Origin of the sequence: Sphingomonas faeni, from assembly GCF_024273235.1 — a bacterium.
Lineage (GTDB): Bacteria > Pseudomonadota > Alphaproteobacteria > Sphingomonadales > Sphingomonadaceae > Sphingomonas > Sphingomonas faeni_A.
This window is the reverse complement of sequence record NZ_JANBVH010000003.1, coordinates 20,394-38,470: the sequence shown is the minus strand read 5'-3', so window position 1 is coordinate 38,470 and position 18,077 is coordinate 20,394. Positions and strand designations below refer to the sequence as shown.

Genomic DNA, 18,077 nt, shown 5'->3' with positions numbered 1-18,077 from the left:
CCGCATGATCGCGTCGCAATTCCCCGACGGCACTGCCGCATCCGTCGCGCGCGGCGATGCGACGCTGGCCGAGGAACTGGGGCTGCTGATCGACGGCGCGACGACCTATGCGATCTACATGCTCGATCCGCAGGGCCGCGTGACGATCTGGAACCGCGGTGCCGAACGGATCAAGGGCTGGGCGGAGGCGGAGATCATCGGCCGCGACGTCGCGGTCTTTTACCCGGCCGACGATATCGCCACGGGCAAGCCCGAAGCCGACCTCGCCCGCGCGCATGCCTGCGGCCGGATCGAGGAGGAAAGCTGGCGGGTGCGCAAAGACGGCTCCGAGTTTCTCGCCGCGGTCACGATCACCGCGCTCCACGACGAGGCCGGCGCGCTGCGCGGTTTCGGCAAGGTCATCCGCGACATCACCCACGAAAAGGCCGCCGAGGCCGCGATCGTGCGGCGCGAACATCATCTGCGCTCGATCCTCAACACCGTCCCCGACGCGATGATCGTGATGAACGAGAACGGCATCGTCGCCTCGTTCAGCGCCGCCGCCGAACTCGTCTTCGGCTATGCGGCGAGCGAGGTCGTCGGCCAGAACGTGGCGATGCTGATGCCGCACGCCGACGCGCGCGACCACGACGCGCACCTGCGCAAATACCGCCATACCGGCGAGCGCCACGTGATCGGCAACGTCCGCCTCGAGCGCGCGATGCGCAAAGGCGGCGAGACATTCCCGATCGAGCTCGCGGTCGGCGAGGCCTCGATCGGCGGCGAACGGATCTTCACCGGGTTCATCCGCGACCTCACCAACCGCCACGCCACCGAACGCCGGTTGAAGGAACTCCAGTCCGAACTCGTCCACGTCTCCCGCGTCAGCGCGATGGGCACGATGGCGTCGACCTTGGCGCACGAGATCAACCAGCCGCTGACCGCGATCGCCAATTACCTGGAGGCGACCCGCGCGATGATCGGTGACAGCGACGACCCGCTATTGGCCGACGTGGCCGAGGCGCTGGACCTGGCGGCGGCGCAGTCGCTCAGGGCCGGGACGATAGTCCGCCGGCTGCGCGCGTTCGTCGATGGCGGCGACACCGGGTTTCGCGACGAACGGCTCGACCTGCTCGTCGAGGAGGCGACCAGCCTTGGCCTGCTGGGCGCGCACGAGGCGGGGATCACGGTGACCAGGCACGCCGCGCCGGGTGACGTCATGGTGCTGGTCGATCGCATCCAGATCCAGCAGGTCCTGGTCAATCTGATCCGCAACGCGATCCAGTCGATGGCGTGCTCCCCCGCAAAGGTTCTGACGATCGCCACCGCGCCCGAGCGGGAGGGCTGTATGCAGATCACCGTCGCGGATACCGGCACCGGCATAGACACCGCCGTCCGCGCACGCCTGTTCGAGGCGTTCGCGACCACCAAGGAGGACGGCATGGGCCTCGGCCTGTCGATCTGCCGGACGATCGTCGAGGCGCATGGCGGCCGGATCTGGGCGGACGGCGTCGCCACCGGCGGCACCGCGTTCCACTTCACCGTCCCCCTCGCCGCACTCGCTGAAGGCGAAACCCATGACTGACAAGAACCGCACGGTCCACATCGTCGACGACGACGAGGCGATCCGCCAGTCGGTCGGCTTCCTCCTGCGCAAGGCCGGCTACGCGGTCGAGACCTATCCCGCCGGTGCGCATTTCCTCAAGGTCGTGACGCGCGAGACGCGGGGTTGCGTGCTGCTCGACGTCCGCATGCCCGATGTGGACGGGTTCGAGGTGCAGGCGCGCCTTGCCCAGACCGGTATCGCGCTGCCGGTGATCATGCTGACCGGCCACGGCGACGTGACGCTCGCGGTCCGCGCGATCAAGGCGGGCGCCATCGAGTTCCTCGAAAAGCCGTTCGAACGCAGCGCGCTGCTGGCGGCGATCGAGTCCGCGCTTGCCCACGCCGCACGGTCCGATCGCGAGCACCTCGCCGCCGCCGACGCCATCGTCCGGCTCGCCGCGCTCACCCCGCGCGAACGCGACGTGCTCGACGGCATGGTGCTCGGCCGCCCGAACAAGCTGATCGCCTACGACCTCGACATCGCCACCCGCACGGTCGAGGTCCACCGCGCCAATCTGATGGAGAAACTCGGCGCGCGCAGCCTGTCCGATGTCCTTCGCATCGCGTTCGCCGCCGGGCTGGGCGAAACCGCCGAGCCCGCCTGACACCTCCGCGCGCCCCTCGCCTTCTACGTACAGACGGGGCGCAGTACGCGTGCCATCCACGGTCGGAACAAAGGACCGCGCGATGACCGACCAGCTCCCCTACACCCATGACGGCATCGGCATTTCGCTGGTCGACGGCGACCCGGTGATCCGCCGCGCGCGCCAGATCATGCTGGTGTCCGAACGCTATGACGTCCGCTCCTACGCGACCTGCGCCGCGCTGCTCGCCGACCCGCGATCGCGCGACGTCTCGTGCATCGTCGTCGATATCGGTGGCGATAGCGAGGACGGCTACGGCATCGACGTGGTGCAAGCGATGCGCGCCTCGGGCTGGCGGGGGAAGGCGATCCTGCTCGACAGCGGATCGCCCTTGCCTGCGCTGGTTCACGCTGCCGAACGCCACGGCGACCGCATCCTCGACCGCACCACCGGCGACGCCCCCCTCCTCACCGCGATCGCCGCCTCGATCGACCGCGGCTGGTCCACCTGGAACGCCGAGGGCTGACGGGAAAACGCCCGCGTGCGGCCCTTGCGCTAGCAGGCGAGCTTCAGCGTAAGACGAGGACGGGCCGTCGTCTTACGCAGCGTCGGCGGCGTCACCACGCGCTCGACCCGCAACATACGCCGCGGGATCGCAGCCACCGGTTCGGCGATCAGGCACGGCAACGTTGCCGCAAGTGCGTCCAGCGTCTCGCCATACAACCGCGCGAGCGTCTCATGCGCCACCCGCGCGCAAGGCCCCGCCGCGGCGTCCGCCATCGCTCGCGTAGCGTCCAGGCGGCGCTGGAAATAGAGCATCTCGGTATGGATAGCGTTCATGGCGAAGTCCCCGCCGGCCCGCCCTCGCCGCCGCACGATGCGGGTATCGAAGGGCTGATCCGTATCAAGACACTAGCGCGGGCGGACCAAGCCGTCGGGCCTCGGAAAGCACGTACCTCCGGCGGCCTTCAGGCGAGCGCCGCACCGTGGAGCGCGATCTGCGCGTCTTCCTGCGAGGACAGCGTGCGGATGTCGAGCCCCGCCATCCAGGCCAGGCCCGCGCGGATCGCCTGCCCCGTCGCCGCATCGTTCTCGCCGATCCCGCCGGTCAGCACGAGCATGTCGGCACCGCCCAGCGAGGCGATCATCGCCGCGATCTGCTTGCACACCGCCCGCTCGAACATCCGGATCGCGAGGTCGGCGTCGTCGGTCGCGGCGGCGCGAAGCACCCGCATGTCACCGGACAGCCCGGAGACCCCAGCCATCCCCGATCCATGATCGACCAGCGTCGCCAGCGCCGAGGCATCCAGTCCGGTCTCGCGCAGGAGATACAGCAGCACGCCCGGATCGAGATCGCCCGTCCGCGTCGCCATCATCACGCCGCCGGACGGGGTCAGCCCCATGCTCGTGTCGATCGAGCCGCCATCGCGCACCGCGGTCACGCTCGCGCCATTGCCCAGATGCGCGATCACCAGCCGAGCCGGCCTGTCGCCGCCGAGCTGGCGGACGATCGACTCGCACGACAGGCCGTGGAAGCCGTACCGTCGCACCCCGCCCGCCCGATACGCGCGCGGGATCGGCAGCGTGCTCGCGACGTCCGGCATCCCCGCATGGAACGCCGTATCGAAGCACGCGACCTGCGGCACACCCGGATAGCGCGCCCCCGCCGCCCGGATCAGCGCCAATGACGCCGGCCCATGCAGCGGCGCGAACGCACACGCCGCTTCCAGATCCGCCATCACCGCATCGTCGATCCGACAATGCGCGGCGCGATGCGCACCACCGTGGACAATGCGGTGGCCGATCATCGTCGGAGCCGGAAAGCGCTGCAACGCGGTCTCGATCGTGTCGAAAAAGCGCCCGTGGTCGTCGGTCGTCTCGATCGTCCCACCGACCAGCAGGACCGGATCGCCATCGACTGCGTAAAGCCCGTATTTCAGCGACGACGATCCGCTATTGAGCGCCAGAACTACGCCCATTGCCAGTCACGCACCTCCGGCAGATCGTCGCCCTGTTCGGCGATATACAGCTTGTGCCGCTCCATCGTCGTCCAATAGCGCGCCGTCTCGCGCGGCACCCGGTCCTGGAACCGCGAAATCCGCTCGATCGCATCCAGCGCCAGCCGATACCGGTCGAGATCGTTCAGCACGACCATGTCGAATGGCGTCGTCGTCGTCCCCATTTCCTTGTAGCCACGGACATGGATATTCGCGTGGTTCGCCCGCCGATAGGTCAGCTTGTGGATCATCGCCGGATAGCCGTGGAACGCGAAGATCACCGGCGTATCGCGCGTGAACAGCGCATCGAACTCGCGCTCGTCCAGACCGTGCGAATGTTCGGAGCGCGGCTGCAACACCATCAGGTCGACCACGTTCACCACCCGGATACGGATGTCGGGCAAATACTCCCGCAACAGCGTCACCGCCGCGAGCGTCTCCAGCGTCGGCACGTCGCCCGCGCACGCCATCACCACGTCGGGCTCGGCATCGTTGCCCGCCCATTCCCAGATCCCTGCGCCCGCGGTGCAGTGCCGCACCGCCGCGTCGATCCCGAGCCATTGCCACTCGGGCTGCTTGCCCGCGACGATCACGTTCACATACCCACGGCTGCGCAGGCAATGATCGCCGACCGACAACAGGCAGTTCGCATCCGGCGGCAGGTAGATCCGCGTCACGTCCGCAGTCTTGTTCGCGACATGATCGATGAACCCCGGATCCTGGTGCGACAGGCCGTTGTGGTCCTGCCGCCAGACATGCGAGGTCAGCAGATAGTTGAGCGAGGCGATCGGCCGCCGCCACGGGATCGTCCTGGTCGTCTTCAGCCACTTGGCATGCTGGTTGACCATCGAATCCACGATGTGGACGAACGCCTCGTAACACGAGAACAGTCCGTGCCGCCCGGTCAGCAGATACCCCTCCAACCAGCCCTGGCAGAGATGCTCGCTCAGCACCTCCATCACGCGCCCGTCGGGCCCAAGATGCTCGTCGACCGCCTCGATCTCCGCCATCCAGACCTTGCCCGACACATCGTACACGTCGGCAAGTCGGTTCGACGCGGTCTCGTCCGGCCCGAACAGGCGGAAGTTCACGCTCGCGAGGTTGAGCTTCATCACGTCGCGCAAATAGCGGCCGAGCACCCGCGTCGCTTCCGCCTTCACCGTGCCCGGCGCGTCCACCGGCACCGCAAAGCTGCGAAAATCGGGCAGCGACAACGGCACCATCAGCTCGCCGCCATTGGCATGCGGATTCGCGCCCATCCGCCGATGCCCGGTCGGCGCAAGCGAGGCATAGTCCTCCAGAAACTTACCATTCGCGTCGAACAGCTCCTCGGGCCGATAGCTCCGCATCCAGTCTTCGAGCAGGCGCAGGTGCTCGGGATCCTTGAAGTCCGCGATCGGCACCTGATGCGCGCGCCACGTGCCCTCGACCGGCTTGCCGTCGACGAACTTCGGCCCGGTCCAGCCCTTCGGCGTGCGGAACACGATCATCGGCCAGCGCGGACGCTCGGGCGTCACGCCCTCGACCCGCGCCGCCGCCTGGATCGCCTGGATCTTCGCCAGTGCCTTGTCGAGCGCGGCGGCGAGCTGCTGGTGGACCGCGGCCGGATCGCTGCCGCCGACATAATAGGGCTCATGCCCATAGCCGCGCAGCAACGCGTCGAGTTCATGCCCGTCGATCCGCGCAAGGATCGTCGGGTTGGCGATCTTGAAGCCGTTGAGATGCAGGATCGGCAGCACCGCGCCGTCGCGCGCGGGATTGAGGAACTTGTTCGAATGCCAGCTCGCCGCCAGCGCGCCGGTCTCCGCCTCGCCGTCCCCGACCACGCACGCGACGATCAGGTCGGGATTGTCGAACGCCGCGCCGTACGCGTGCGCCAGAGAATACCCCAGCTCGCCGCCCTCGTGAATCGATCCCGGCGTCTCGGGCGCGACATGGCTCGGGATACCGCCCGGCCACGAGAACTGCCGGAACAGCCGGTGCATGCCCGATCGGCTCCGCTCGATCGCCGGATAGCGTTCGGTGTACGAGCCCTCCAGATACGTGTTGGCCACAAGCCCCGGCCCGCCATGCCCCGGCCCGATGATGTTGATCATGTCGAGATCGTGCTCGACGATCAGCCGGTTGAGATGGACGTACAGGAAGTTCAGTCCCGGCGTCGTGCCCCAGTGGCCGAGCAGCCGCGGCTTGACGTCGGCGATCGTCAGCGGCCGATCGAGCAACGCGTTGTCGCGCAGATAGATCTGGCCAACCGACAGATAATTCGCCGCCCGCCAATACGCGTCCATCCGCCGCAGCATGTCCGGGGACAGCGGATGCGTCTTGGGGTGCGTCGTGTTCGGCACCAAGGCCGACGACCGCGTCGCGATATCGTTCATGACTGGCTTCCGAAATCGAGGACGACGCGCGAGGCGACCTGGCCGTGTTCGAGGCGGTCGAAGATGGCGTTGATCGCCGACAAGGGCTGCAATTCGATATCCGCCTTAACCTTGCCGTCGGCGGCAAAGGCGAGCGCCTCGGCCATGTCCTTGCGCGTGCCGACGAACGATCCGCGCACGGTGATGCAGTTCGCCACCACGTCGAACAGCGGCAGCGGGAAGTCGCCCGGTGGCAGGCCGACCAGCACGCATGTCCCGCGCCGGCGGGTCATCGCCACGCCCTGGTTGAACGCGACCAGCGACGGCGCCGTGATCAGGACGCCGTGCGCGCCGCCGCCCGTGCCGTCCTTGAGCGCGGCGATCGCATCCTTCTTGCGGGCATCGATCAACAGCCCCGCGCCCAAGGCCTCGGCATGCGCGAGCTTGCCCGCGTCGACGTCGACCGCGGCGACGCGCAACCCCATCGCCTTGGCATATTGCACCGCCAAATGCCCCAGCCCGCCGACACCCGAGATCGCGATCCACTCGCCCGGTCGTGCGCCCGTTTCCTTGATGCCCTTGTAGGTCGTGATGCCTGCGCAGATGATCGGCGCCGCCTCGACCGCGGACAATCCGGCGGGGATGTGCGCTACATAGTTCGGATCGGCGAGGATATACTCCGCGAACCCGCCATTGCGCGTATAGCCGCCGAACTGCGCCTCGGCGCACACCGTCTCCCACGCGGACAGGCAATATTCGCAGTGTCCGCACGCGGAATAGAGCCACGGCACGCCGACCCGGTCGCCGAGCTTGACGATCGTCACGCCCGCGCCGACCTCGACGACGATGCCGATCCCCTCATGGCCGGGAATGAACGGCGGCACCGGCTTGACCGGCCAGTCGCCACGCGCCGCGTGCAGATCGGTGTGGCAGACCCCGCACGCTTCGGTTTTGACGAGGATCTGCCCCGGCCCGGCGCTCGGCACCGGCCATTCGCGCAAGGTCAGGGGTTTGCCGAATGCCTCGACGACGGCGGCTTGCATCATACGGGTCATGAAACGTCCTTGAAGATGCGGGCTTGAAGATACGGGAAGATCAACGCGCCATCCGGATGACGAGCGCGGGGTCGGCGAGCAGCGCCTCGTCCCCGAACGCGATCTGCGCGCAGGTCCGCTGCGCCTGCGCGGCGACATCGCGCAGATACTGGTCGGCGAACCGCGCACTGAGCCCCGGCACGATATGCGCGAACCGGCGATGCTCCTGCGATCGCATCCCGAACGCGTGGACCAGATACTGGTCGAAGACGCTGTTGAGGCCCTGCCCCTGCCCCTGTTCGTCGAGCCAGATCTTGCTCGCCGCGGAGGTGGAGAAACTGAGCAGCCGCTTGCCGCCGAGCAGGTTGGTACGCGCCCGCCCCTGCATCGCCTCGGGCTGCACGCCAGCCCCGAACACGCGTTCGACATAGCCCTTCAGCATCGCCGGCGGGGTCCCGAACCAGATCGGATAGATCAGCACGAACACGTCGCACCCGGCGATATGCTCGATCTCGTCGAGCACGTCCTGGCCGTAGGTCGCCGCGACATTGGTCGGCCGCTCCGCCGCCTTCAGCACCGGGTCGAACCCGATCGCATACAGGTCGCGCAACACGACATCCTGCCCGGCCGCACGGACCGCCGCGCAATAGGCATCAGCGATCGCATGGTTGAAGCTGGCCGGGCCGGGGTGGCAGAGGATGACCGCGTGGCGGCCCCCCGTCGCTACATGGCCTTCTACGATCATCACTAGCTCTCCGCCGATCCCCGAAACCTGTCGGGGTCCTGCAGAACTAGGGCTTCGGCAGCGATGCGTTGACCCTCGGAAACTACGCAGGGCTGATCGTTTGTGCGCTTACGCCACGGTCGTCGCATGGATCGGCAGCAGGGCCGCACCGATCGTCGCCGCGGCACCCTCCAGCGTGGATACCGAGATGATCGGCACGCCGCTGACGTGATCGCCGATATGCATCGCGCCGAAATCGATGTTCTCGACCAGCGCGCGCAGGATGCGGTTCGGCAACGGGCTTGAGATCACGAACTCGCCCGGATCGATCCACGCGAGTCCCCAGTTGATGATCGGTGCGATCTGCCCCGCGGCGCGATACACCCACGCATCGACGACGTCTTCATACCCGGCGACCACCGCCTCGAAATCGACCAGCGAATGGATCTCGCAACCGGCTTCACGCAACGTCATAAACAGGTCGAGCGTCGACGGGCGCGGCCGGTCGTTGGGATAGAGGCAGCCGATCTCGCCCGCGCTCGCCATCGCGCCGCGCAGGATCCGGCCCTCGACGATGATCCCCGCGCCGATCCCGTGGCCGAGCAGGATCACCACCGCGGTCGAGCAGCGCCGCATCAGCCCACCGACATAATATTCCGCCAGCGCCGCGGTGTTGGCATCGTTCTCGATCCAGATCCGGTGGCCGATATGCTCCTCGAACAGCGTCTTGAGGTCGATCCCGCGCCATGCCCCAAGACTGTCGACCGTCCAGCGCCGGTTCCCCTCGGGCGACAACGACGAGCCCGGAACGCCGATCCCGACCCCCAGCAGCCGCCGTCCGAGCAGCCGGTTCTCGATCGCCATGGCGTGCATCGACGCCGTGACGCGGGCGGCGAACACGCGTGGATCGGGATCGTCGAACGGCTGCGAGCTGTGCGCGATCACGCCGCCCGCGTAATCGACCAGCGCCACCTCCATCAGCCCGCGGTGGAGCATCGCGCCCACCGCATAGCCGGCATCGGGTGAAATCCGCAGCGGCACGGCGGGCCGACCGGGCGTCACCGGCTCCGAGCTCGGACATTCCTCGATCAGTCCGTGCGCGAGCAGGTTGCTCGACAGCCGCGTCAGCTTCGACGCGCTCATCGCGAGATCGGCGGCGAGTTGCTTGCGCGATCGCCCACCGACCGAGCGTAGGACCTGCATGATCCGCCGCTCGTCGTCGTCCAGTCTCAGCTTCGCATAGGCCATTGCCCGCTCCCTTGCCGATCCCGATAGTCGATTAGTTTATTTCATGAAATTAATTAAAATCGTCATATTCCGCGTCCAGCGGCGTGGCATCGAACAGGGCTGGGGACGAATAGATGACTAAGTTTGGCTTGCGCACGGGTTGCGCCATTATCGCGTTGAGCATTGCCGCGCAGTCGCCGGCCTGGGCGCAGACCGCTCCCGCCACACCCCCGGCCGATGCAGTACCGGAAGCCGCCGCACCGGACGCCACGACACCCGATGCCGCAGCGCCCGAAACCGGCGGCGACATCATCGTCACCGGCTCGGCCCGCCAGCAACGCCGCTTCGACGTGTCCTACGCGGTCAATTCGCTCAGCAACGCCGACATCCAGAAGCTTGCGCCGATCAACTTCGCCGACCTGCTCGGCAAGCTGCCCGGCTTCGCGGTCGAGAATACCGGCGGCGAGGTCCAGAACATCATCCGCCTGCGTGGCCTGCCGAGCGACGGTGGCCTCGTCACCTTCCAGCAGGACGGGTTGCCGATGTTCCACGAGAATGACGGCAATTTCTTCCGCGGCGACAGCATCAACCGGTTCGACCTGATGACGCAGCGCGTCGAGGTCGTGCGCGGCGGCCCTGCCCCGGTCTATGCCAGCTATGCCGCGGCGATCGTCAACAACATCACCGTGTCGGGCACCGATACGACGCGCGGCAAGGCGCAGGTGACGCTCGGCGATACCGGCCTCTACCGGCTCGACGCGTACCAGGCGGGCCCGATCGACGATTCGACCTATTACGCGATCGGCGGGTTCCTGCGCCGCCACGACGGTTACCGCGACAACGGCTTCCCCAACGATCGCGGCGGCCAGGTCCGCGCCAACATCAAGCACGACTTCAGCAACGGATCGCTGCGCGTGTCCGGCAATTACCTGAACGACCACAACGTCTTCTATCTGCCGATCCCGACCGCCGACCCGCGCGATCCCAGCAAGTCGCTCAACCAGTATATCGACTTCTTCAGCGGCACGATGAACTCGCCCGCGCTGCGCAACGCGAACATCCGTTTCCGCGAGGCCGACGGCACGACGCGCAACGTAAACGCCGATCTCGGCAATGGTCGCCACACCCAGTTCGGCAACGTAGGCGTCCAGTACGACGCGGATTACGACGGCTGGAAGGTCGCGGCGAAGGGCGGCGTCAGCGTCGGCAAGCTCCATTTCAACGCGCTCTATTCGACCAGCAACCCGTCGGATGCCAACGCCTATGCCAATGCGACCAGCAACGGGATCGGCACCCCGACCAACCTGGATAACGCCCGCAAGGCGTTCGGCGCCGGCGTCACCCGGCTCGGCTATGCGATCGCCGGCACCAACGGCGCGGAGGTCTACGACCCGAACAGCGCCTCCGGCCTCGTCGTTCCCGCGCAGTTCCGCGACGTCGTCTCGAAATACTATTCGACGCAGGGTGATCTCAGCGTCACGCGCTCGATTGCGACCGGCTTCGGCACGCACGATCTCCGCGTCGGCGTATACGGCAGCCTGTACGGCGAGACCAACGAGGTCGCGTATCAGGACTATCTGCTCGAAGTGAAGGGCAAGCCGCGCACGCTCGATCTGATCGCGTACAACGCCGCCGGCCAGGCGGTCGGTTCGGTCACCGACAACGGCGTGCTGCGCTATACGACCACGCTCAACCGCGGCAACACCGACGCGAAGATGTACGCGCTCTACGCCAACGACACGTGGGAACTGACCAAGGGCCTGACCCTGGACGGCGGTGTCCGCCACGAACGGTACAGCTACAACGGCTATGCGTTCGCGACGACCTCCGCCAATCTCGGCGACCCGACCACGCTGGCCGACGACGGCGTCCGTGCGTTCACCGGCCAGATCATCAATTCGAAGCTGAGCCCGAACATCACCAACTGGACCGGCGGCATCAACTACGACGTCACGCAGCATCTCGGCGCCTATGCCCGCGCGTCGCATCTCGAAACGCCGCCCTCGACGCAGGTGACGTATCAGATCAACCCGACGATCATCACGTCGAAGGCGAACCAGTACGAGGTCGGGCTGAAGGCCGCGTTCGGCCGGTCTTACCTGTACCTGATCGGCTTCTATACGCGCTATGATCCGCTCAACGCGTCGTTCGTCGCACTCGATCCGGTCACCGGCCGCAACGATCAGTCGGTACCGTTCGTCGGCAAGGCGGAGATCAAGGGTATCGAGATCGATGGCAACCTCGCGCTGCCATACGGCTTCGCGGTGACCGGCGCGCTGACGATCAGCGATCCGCAATATAAGAGCCTCGTCAACGCCAATGGCGCGAGCGCCGGCGATGTCGAGGGCAACCAGCTCGTCCGCGAACCCAAGGTTTACGGCAACATCCGTCCCTCGGTCGACTTCGACGTCGCGGGCAGTGCCGTGCAGATCTACGGCCGCTACGAATATACCGGCAAACGCTATGTCGACTTCTTCAACAACACCGCGCTGCCCGCCTACCAGACGGTCGGCGCGGGGATCACGCTGACGCACGACACGTGGCAGATGCAGGTCGTCGGCGACAATCTGTTCAATGCCAAGGGCCTGACCGAAGGCAATACGCGCACCGACCAGTTGAGCGGCCAGGGCACGGCCGACGCGATCTACGGCCGACCGAATTTCGGTCGCAACGTCCGCCTCGTGGTCAGCAAGTCCTGGTGACGGGCTTGCGTTTGATGCTTGCGGCGCTGGCGATGACGGCGGCTGCACCGGTGTGGGCCGAGACGCTTGCACCGGTGGCGGTCAGCGACACGGTCGTCGACACGCTGTCGGAGCGTCTGTTTCCGATGCTCGGCGCGCTGGGGCGGTTGCCGGCTGGGGCGCTCGATACGCGGGCGCGACGGATTGCCGCGTGCGAAGGCGTACCCGCCTGCGCGATCGAGGCGACGATATGGACCGATCTGGACCGGGCGACGGTCGTCGCCAGTCTGTCCAGGAATGGCGCCCGGCCAAAGTCGAATGCCGATCTGTCGGTGGCGGCCGGCATCGATCAGGAACTCGAGGCACTGAACGTCGTGCTCCGGGTCTACGGCCTCGGCTTGCCCGGACGCTACCCGAAGGTCGACGGACCGATCTTCGCCACTGAAACGCCCTTCTTCGCCGACAGCGTGAAGGTCGCGATCGATACCGCGCGCGCCGCGTCGGATGCGCCGCCCGCGACGATCGCGGCCAGCGTGCGGTTGGCTGTGGCGTTGCTCGATGCCAACGATGCGACGGCGGCGACGCGGTTCGAACCGCTCGACCAGCGCGAGAATGCAGGCGCACGCACACTGGCCGCGCGGACCGACTGGAAGGCGTTCCGCTACTCGCTGCTGATCGTGCCCGGCGTCGGGCCTGAAGATACGAGCACCACGCTCAGCCCGCGCAGCAAGCTCCACGCGCTGCTCGCCGCGCAACGCTATCGCCAGGGTCTCGCGCCGTTCATCCTCGTCTCGGGCAGCGCGGTGCATCCGCGTGGCACGCGGTTCGTCGAAGCCGTCGAGATCCGCCGCGCGCTGATCGAGCGCTACGGCATTCCCGCCGACCGCGTGATCCTCGAACCCTATGCGCGCCACACGACCACCAACCTGCGCAACGCGACGCGGCGGATGGTGGCGCTCGGCATCCCGCTCGACCGGCCGACGTTGATCGTCACCGACGCCGAGCAAAGCAAATACATCGAAAGCCAGACCTTCACCGACCGCAACCGCACGGAACTGGGCTATCAGCCGGGTGCGATCGGTCGACGGCTATCGGTGTACGATCTGGAATTTCAGCCGTCGCCCGACCGCAACCGCACGGAACTGGGCTATCAGCCGGGCGCGATCGGGCGGCGGCTATCGGTGTACGATCTGGAATTTCAGCCGTCGCGACTATCCCTACGCCACGATCCGCGCGATCCTCTTGATCCATGAGCGAGTATTTCAGGTACCCCACCCCGGTAAACACTGCTGCCTCCACCCCGGCGAAGGCCGGGGCCCAGTTGGGGGACGGTGCTAACGGAGGGCTGCGCTCGGTTACGCCGACCTTCCCACCTGGGCCCCGGCCTTCGCCGGGGTGGAGCGGTTTGAGGACGGGTCTGCTGTTCGCGGCCATGTTGGCAACCCCTGCCGCCCTAACCGCACAACAAACCCCCGCCGACCTCGTCGACCCCTTCGTCGGCACGCTCGCCGACTTCGGCCAACTCTCCCCCGCCGCCGTGGCCCCATTCGGCATGATGCAGCTCGGCCCCGACACCAGCCCCGCCAACCACGCCGGCTACGACCATGCCGCGACCACATTGCTCGGCTTCTCGCATACCCGCGGCGTCGGAGTCGGTTGCGGCGGCGCGGGCGGCGACCTGATGATCTCGCTGCGCTATGCCGACAAGCCCGGCCCCGCGCGGATCGACAAGCGCAGCGAGACGGCGCGCCCCGGCGTGTACCGTGTCCGCTACGACGGTGGCATCCTCGCCGAGATGGCGGCGACGCGCGGCGCGGGCGTGTTGCGCTTCACCCTGCCCCGCGCCGGCACGGTCGATCTCAGGATCGACCCGCGACACAGCTATTCGAAGCGGCTGGCAGCGAGTTGGGCGAGCCTCGCCAGCGACGACCTCCGCGCCGACCTCGTCGCGGGCACGGTCTGCGATCAGGGCGCGTATCATCTCCACAGCGCCAGCCGCATCCTCGTCAACGGCCGGCCGATCCACCAAAGGCTGACCACCGGCGCGAACGATCTGGCGACGCTCCACATCGCCGGCAAAGCGGGCGACGCGATCGAAATCCGCACCGGGCTATCGACCGTCGACGGACGCGGCGCGGCGTCGGTCCGCGACACCGAAATCGGCAGCAAGTCCCTCGCCGCCGTCGCGAGCGAGACGCGCGCCGGCTGGAACCGCGTCCTCGGCCGCGTGGTGCCGAGCGGTTCGCGAGGCCAGCGCGCGCTGTTCTACACGTCGCTCTACCGCGTCATGGAAACCCCGGTCGCGATCGACGATCCCGACGGGCGCCACCGCGACAATGGCGGCGCGGTGCAGACCTCACCCAAGGGCCGGACGCGCTACACCAACTGGTCGCTATGGGACAATTACCGCACCCAGATGCCGCTGCTCGCGCTGCTCCAGCCCGAGCGCAGCGCGGATATCGCGCAGTCGCTGGTCGCGCTCTACGCAGGCGGCAAGGCGCAGTGGTCGACGCCCAACGAGCCGTTCCTGACGGTCCGCACCGAGCATGCCGGGATCGCGCTGCTCGACATGCACCGCAAGGGCATCGCGTTCGACGCGGCCGCAGCGCTGGCGGGAATGGCGGCGGACAGCGACACGCTCAAGCGCGGCACGCCCGACGAGCAGATCGAGGCGGCCTATGACGATTGGGCGACCGCCGAACTCGCGCGCGATCTCGGCCGCACCGACCTCGCGAAGAAATTCACCGCCAAGGCACAGAGCTATCGCCCGATGTGGCGATCGGTGTTCCAGACACCCGGCGCGGACGGTGACGTGGTCAAGGCGCGCGGGCTGTATCAGGGCACCTTGTGGCAATATCGCTGGGCGCCGATCTTCGACCTGCCCTGGATGACGCAAACGGTCGGGCGCGATCGACTGCTCGGCGAACTGCATCATTTCTTCGATGCCGGCCTGTTCAACATGACCAACGAGCCCGACATCCAGGTGCCGTGGATGTTCGCCGCGCTGGGCCAGCCGCAAGCCACCGCCGACCTCGTCCGGACGATCCTGACCAAGCCTATCGCGCACCCCTATACCAACAGCGGCAAGCTGCCGGTGCCGTTCGTCGGCCGCAGCTTCGCGCTGTCGCCGCAGGGTTTCGCCGACGGGATGGACGACGACGCCGGCGGGATGACCGCCTGGTACGTGTTCGCGACGCTCGGCCTGTATCCGCTGGTACCCGGCGAGCCGTGGTACGTCGTGACGACCCCGGCGTTCGCCCGCTCCGACATCGATCTCGGCAAGGGCCGCACGCTGACGATCCAGCGTTCTGGTCCCGAGGACGGCCGGATCACGCAGGCCAGCCTCAACGGACGGCCGCTTCCGAACTACCGCGTCCAGCACGCCGACCTGCTCCGCGGCGGCACGCTGACGATCACGACCACCGTCACGACCGCCACACGAATTGTCCCGCAACTGCAAGACGTCGCCGCTAAGACGCCAAAGCATGGAGCAAGCCGCCCCCGCTGAAGTCGTCGATTCCCCGGTCCAGCGGGCCCGGATGATCGGCTATGCGAGCGGCAATTTCGGCAAGAACGTCCTAGCGTCGACGATGGATGTCTTCCTTCTGTTCGTCCTGACCGAACGCTGGGGTGTGTCGCCAGCGGCGGCCGGGCTGGTGGTGATGGTAGGGCTGGTCTGGGATGGCGTCTGCGATCCGCTGCTCGGCCGGCTGGTCGATCGGTCCGCGGACCGGCTCGGGCTGTACCGGCGGCTGCTGTTCGTCGGTGCGCCCCTCGTCGGGGTGTTCTTCACGCTGTTCTTCCTCGATCCCGGCTGGCGGGGACCGGCGATCCTCGCATGGGCGACCGTGATGGTGCTGCTGTTCCGCACCGCCTATTCGGTGTGCGACGTCGCGCACAACGCGCTGATGATGCGGATGACACGTGCGCCGGGCGCCGCGACGACGCTGTCCGGCTTGCGTTATATGTTCAGCTGCCTCGGTGCGCTGACCGTCGCCCATTTCGCGCGTGCATTCGTCGATCCCGCGGTCGACGGCGGTGGTTATGGCCTCCTCGCGGTCACCGGCGGTGCAGCCCTCGCCTATGTCGCGACCCTGTGGCTGTCGGCTGCTTCCGCGCCGCGATCGGTGGTCGTACCCGGTACCTCGGCCCCGCGCGCGCCGCTCGCCTGGATCCTCGGCAACCGGCCGTTGCTGCTGTTGATGGCACTTGGCTTCATCCAGGCGTTGACACTGCCGTTCTTCGCCCGGTCGTTCGCGTACATCGGCAAGGGTGTGTTCCACGATGCCGGGTGGACTGGCCGGGCGCTGACGACGCTGGCACTGGCGCAGTTGCTCGCGCTGCCGGGCTGGATGGCGATCGCGCGGCGGACGGGACAGCGTCAGGTTCTCGGGCTGGCGCTGATGTCGATCGCCGCCGGTCTGGTGCTGTTCGCGACGGTGCCCGTGGCGATCGCCGGGATCGCGCTGTTCGGGGTCGGCAATGCCGGGTTGCAGATGATGCTTTGGGTGCTGCTGGCCAGCGCCATCGATCACGGCGAACACCGCACCGGCGTCCGCTTCGAAGCGCTCCCCGTGGCATTGCTGTTGTTGATACTGAAGACCGGGGGCGGTCTCAGCGGTGCACTGCTCGGCCACGGATTATCGCTGATCGGCTGGGCGGTCGCGACGCCCCTTTCAGCTGGAAGCGGCTCGAACTTGCTGGTCATGGCTTGGTCGGTCCCGCTGATCGGGACCGTCACATGCCTTGCGATCGTCCTGCCGTCCCGCGCTCGCCTCGCAAAGGTCCCTAAACGCCTAGTTCTGCCATCGTTACGACGCGGTGCTCGCGCGCGCTGATCTCGGCGGCAGTGCCGATCGCAACGGCGCGCAGGCCATCCTCTGCGGTGACCTGGACCGGCCCCTCCCCGCGCACCGCGGCGGCGAACGCGGCGTGCTGATAATAGGTCGCGCCCTCGTGCGAGCCGGCGGCTTTGGCGGCGGGGTCGACGGCGACGTGGCTGCGTTCGACCGCCTTCGGGTTCAGGAAGCCGACGCGGGGGGAATAGACCAGCTCGCCCGCGGGAATCAGCACGTCGAGGCGCGCGGCGTCGCCGGTCGCGGACATCTCCTCCTGGTTCTCGGCACCGTCGGCGAACATACTGAGGTCGAGCATCGCGCGGACCCCGTTGGCGAAATCGACCGTCGTGTAGCTGTTGTCGATTATGTCGGGCTGTTCGCCGTCATAGCGTTCGTCGAGGTGGTTCACGTCCATCGCGCCCGAGCAGTAGACGCGGACCGCTTCGGACCCGACGATCAGCCGCATCAGGTCGAAGAAATGGCAGCATTTCTCGACCATCGTGCCGCCGGTGTTGCGCGAAAAGCGGTTCCAGTCGCCGACTTTGGGGAGGAATGGAAAGCGGTGCTCGCGGATCGACAGCATCTGGAGCTTGCCGACCCGCCCGCCCTTCACCCGATCGATGAACGCGGCGGCGGGCGGCATGAAGCGGTATTCCATGCCGGTCCAGAACGGTTTTGCGTGGGACGCGGCGCGGTCGACGATCCAGCGGGCGTCCTCGATCGTCGTCGCCAGCGGCTTCTCGCAGAGGATCGCGGCGTCCATGTCGAACAGCCGCGCCAGCACGTCGCGGTGCGTGTTGTTGGGCGAGGCTATGACGATCGCATCGACGTCGGCGCCCTTCGCGAACGCCTCGACGTTGTCGAACAGTGCGACCTTGGCGGCACGGTCGCCAAGCGCGTCGGTCGCCCAGCCGATCGAGGTCGCGACCGGATCGGCGATCGCGACGATCTCGGCGCCCGGCAGGATCGCCAGGTTGCGGATGTGTTCGACGCCCATCATGCCCGTTCCGACGACGCCGTATCTGATCGTGGCTACCAAGCTGACTATCCC

14 protein-coding genes are annotated in these 18,077 nt (G+C 67.4%); 7 read left to right on the top strand and 7 right to left on the bottom strand.

Features of this window, described 5'->3' with window-relative positions; translation table 11 throughout:
• Positions 1 to 4 precede the first annotated feature (4 nt).
• The 3 genes from NLI89_RS02030 (at position 5) to NLI89_RS02020 (ending at position 2,694) form a co-directional block, all read left to right on the top strand.
• The gene (locus tag NLI89_RS02030; protein WP_254685481.1) at positions 5 to 1,564 is read left to right on the top strand and encodes a PAS domain-containing sensor histidine kinase; all 1,560 of its coding nucleotides are present in this window, start codon (positions 5 to 7) and stop codon (positions 1,562 to 1,564) included.
• Positions 1,557 to 2,189 (top strand): response regulator transcription factor, encoded by a 633-nt coding sequence (locus tag NLI89_RS02025; RefSeq protein ID WP_254685480.1) that lies wholly within the window; start codon positions 1,557 to 1,559, stop codon positions 2,187 to 2,189. The genes NLI89_RS02030 and NLI89_RS02025 overlap by 8 nt, the downstream gene beginning before the upstream one ends.
• An 82-nt stretch (positions 2,190 to 2,271) precedes the next feature.
• A complete protein-coding gene (locus NLI89_RS02020; RefSeq protein WP_254685479.1) occupies positions 2,272 to 2,694 on the top strand; it encodes a hypothetical protein in 423 nt (140 codons plus the stop codon).
• A 29-nt stretch (positions 2,695 to 2,723) separates the two neighbouring features.
• Here the strand turns inward: NLI89_RS02020 and NLI89_RS02015 are convergent, their stop codons facing one another.
• The 6 genes from NLI89_RS02015 to NLI89_RS01990 form a co-directional block, all read right to left on the bottom strand.
• A complete protein-coding gene (locus NLI89_RS02015; protein WP_254685478.1) occupies positions 2,724 to 3,008 on the bottom strand; it encodes a hypothetical protein in 285 nt (94 codons plus the stop codon).
• A 128-nt stretch (positions 3,009 to 3,136) separates the two neighbouring features.
• Positions 3,137 to 4,147: an acetate/propionate family kinase gene (locus NLI89_RS02010; protein WP_254685477.1), complete on the bottom strand. Its 1,011-nt coding sequence runs from the start codon at positions 4,145 to 4,147 to the stop codon at positions 3,137 to 3,139.
• On the bottom strand, positions 4,138 to 6,465 hold the full coding sequence (locus tag NLI89_RS02005; protein WP_254685621.1) for a phosphoketolase family protein: 2,328 nt from the start codon (positions 6,463 to 6,465) through the stop codon (positions 4,138 to 4,140). The genes NLI89_RS02010 and NLI89_RS02005 overlap by 10 nt, the downstream gene beginning before the upstream one ends.
• Before the next feature lie 74 nt (positions 6,466 to 6,539).
• Complete coding sequence (gene adhP, locus NLI89_RS02000) at positions 6,540 to 7,577, bottom strand: alcohol dehydrogenase AdhP (RefSeq protein ID WP_254685476.1); 1,038 nt, start codon at positions 7,575 to 7,577, stop codon at positions 6,540 to 6,542.
• 40 nt (positions 7,578 to 7,617) lie between these two features.
• Entirely contained in the window at positions 7,618 to 8,301 is a 684-nt protein-coding gene (locus tag NLI89_RS01995; RefSeq protein ID WP_254685475.1) for an NAD(P)H-dependent oxidoreductase, read from the bottom strand.
• Positions 8,302 to 8,409: 108 nt separating this feature from the next.
• Positions 8,410 to 9,528: an ROK family transcriptional regulator gene (locus NLI89_RS01990; protein ID WP_254685474.1), complete on the bottom strand. Its 1,119-nt coding sequence runs from the start codon at positions 9,526 to 9,528 to the stop codon at positions 8,410 to 8,412.
• Positions 9,529 to 9,641: 113 nt separating this feature from the next.
• On the opposite strand from NLI89_RS01990, the gene NLI89_RS01985 reads away from it, so the two are divergent.
• The 4 genes from NLI89_RS01985 (at position 9,642) to NLI89_RS01970 (ending at position 17,026) form a co-directional block, all read left to right on the top strand.
• Entirely contained in the window at positions 9,642 to 12,209 is a 2,568-nt protein-coding gene (locus tag NLI89_RS01985) for a TonB-dependent receptor domain-containing protein (RefSeq protein ID WP_254685473.1), read from the top strand.
• A 14-nt stretch (positions 12,210 to 12,223) separates the two neighbouring features.
• A complete protein-coding gene (locus NLI89_RS01980; RefSeq protein WP_254685620.1) occupies positions 12,224 to 13,441 on the top strand; it encodes a YdcF family protein in 1,218 nt (405 codons plus the stop codon).
• A gap of 179 nt (positions 13,442 to 13,620) precedes the next feature.
• Positions 13,621 to 15,696 carry a glycoside hydrolase domain-containing protein gene (locus tag NLI89_RS01975; RefSeq protein WP_254685472.1) on the top strand — a complete coding sequence of 692 codons (2,076 nt, stop codon included), beginning with the start codon at positions 13,621 to 13,623 and terminating at the stop codon, positions 15,694 to 15,696.
• Entirely contained in the window at positions 15,674 to 17,026 is a 1,353-nt protein-coding gene (locus NLI89_RS01970; protein WP_254685471.1) for an MFS transporter, read from the top strand. The genes NLI89_RS01975 and NLI89_RS01970 overlap by 23 nt, the downstream gene beginning before the upstream one ends.
• Here the strand turns inward: NLI89_RS01970 and NLI89_RS01965 are convergent.
• Positions 16,977 to 18,065: a Gfo/Idh/MocA family protein gene (locus NLI89_RS01965; RefSeq protein ID WP_302675568.1), complete on the bottom strand. Its 1,089-nt coding sequence runs from the start codon at positions 18,063 to 18,065 to the stop codon at positions 16,977 to 16,979. The genes NLI89_RS01970 and NLI89_RS01965 overlap by 50 nt on opposite strands.
• Positions 18,066 to 18,077: the final 12 nt, after the last annotated feature.

Excerpts from the sequence above, each read along its gene's own strand:
- NLI89_RS02030 (WP_254685481.1), top strand. The coding sequence starts at position 5 with ATGATCGCGTCGCAATTCCCCGACGGCACTGCCGCATCCGTCGCGCGC.
- NLI89_RS02025 (WP_254685480.1), top strand. The coding sequence starts at position 1,557 with ATGACTGACAAGAACCGCACGGTCCACATCGTCGACGACGACGAGGCG.
- NLI89_RS02020 (WP_254685479.1), top strand. The coding sequence starts at position 2,272 with ATGACCGACCAGCTCCCCTACACCCATGACGGCATCGGCATTTCGCTG.
- NLI89_RS02015 (WP_254685478.1), bottom strand. The coding sequence starts at position 3,008 with ATGAACGCTATCCATACCGAGATGCTCTATTTCCAGCGCCGCCTGGAC.
- NLI89_RS02010 (WP_254685477.1), bottom strand. The coding sequence starts at position 4,147 with ATGGGCGTAGTTCTGGCGCTCAATAGCGGATCGTCGTCGCTGAAATAC.
- NLI89_RS02005 (WP_254685621.1), bottom strand. The coding sequence starts at position 6,465 with ATGCTGCGGCGGATGGACGCGTATTGGCGGGCGGCGAATTATCTGTCG.
- adhP (WP_254685476.1), bottom strand. The coding sequence starts at position 7,577 with ATGACCCGTATGATGCAAGCCGCCGTCGTCGAGGCATTCGGCAAACCC.
- NLI89_RS01995 (WP_254685475.1), bottom strand. The coding sequence starts at position 8,301 with ATGATCGTAGAAGGCCATGTAGCGACGGGGGGCCGCCACGCGGTCATC.
- NLI89_RS01990 (WP_254685474.1), bottom strand. The coding sequence starts at position 9,528 with ATGGCCTATGCGAAGCTGAGACTGGACGACGACGAGCGGCGGATCATG.
- NLI89_RS01985 (WP_254685473.1), top strand. The coding sequence starts at position 9,642 with ATGACTAAGTTTGGCTTGCGCACGGGTTGCGCCATTATCGCGTTGAGC.
- NLI89_RS01980 (WP_254685620.1), top strand. The coding sequence starts at position 12,224 with ATGCTTGCGGCGCTGGCGATGACGGCGGCTGCACCGGTGTGGGCCGAG.
- NLI89_RS01975 (WP_254685472.1), top strand. The coding sequence starts at position 13,621 with ATGTTGGCAACCCCTGCCGCCCTAACCGCACAACAAACCCCCGCCGAC.
- NLI89_RS01970 (WP_254685471.1), top strand. The coding sequence starts at position 15,674 with ATGGAGCAAGCCGCCCCCGCTGAAGTCGTCGATTCCCCGGTCCAGCGG.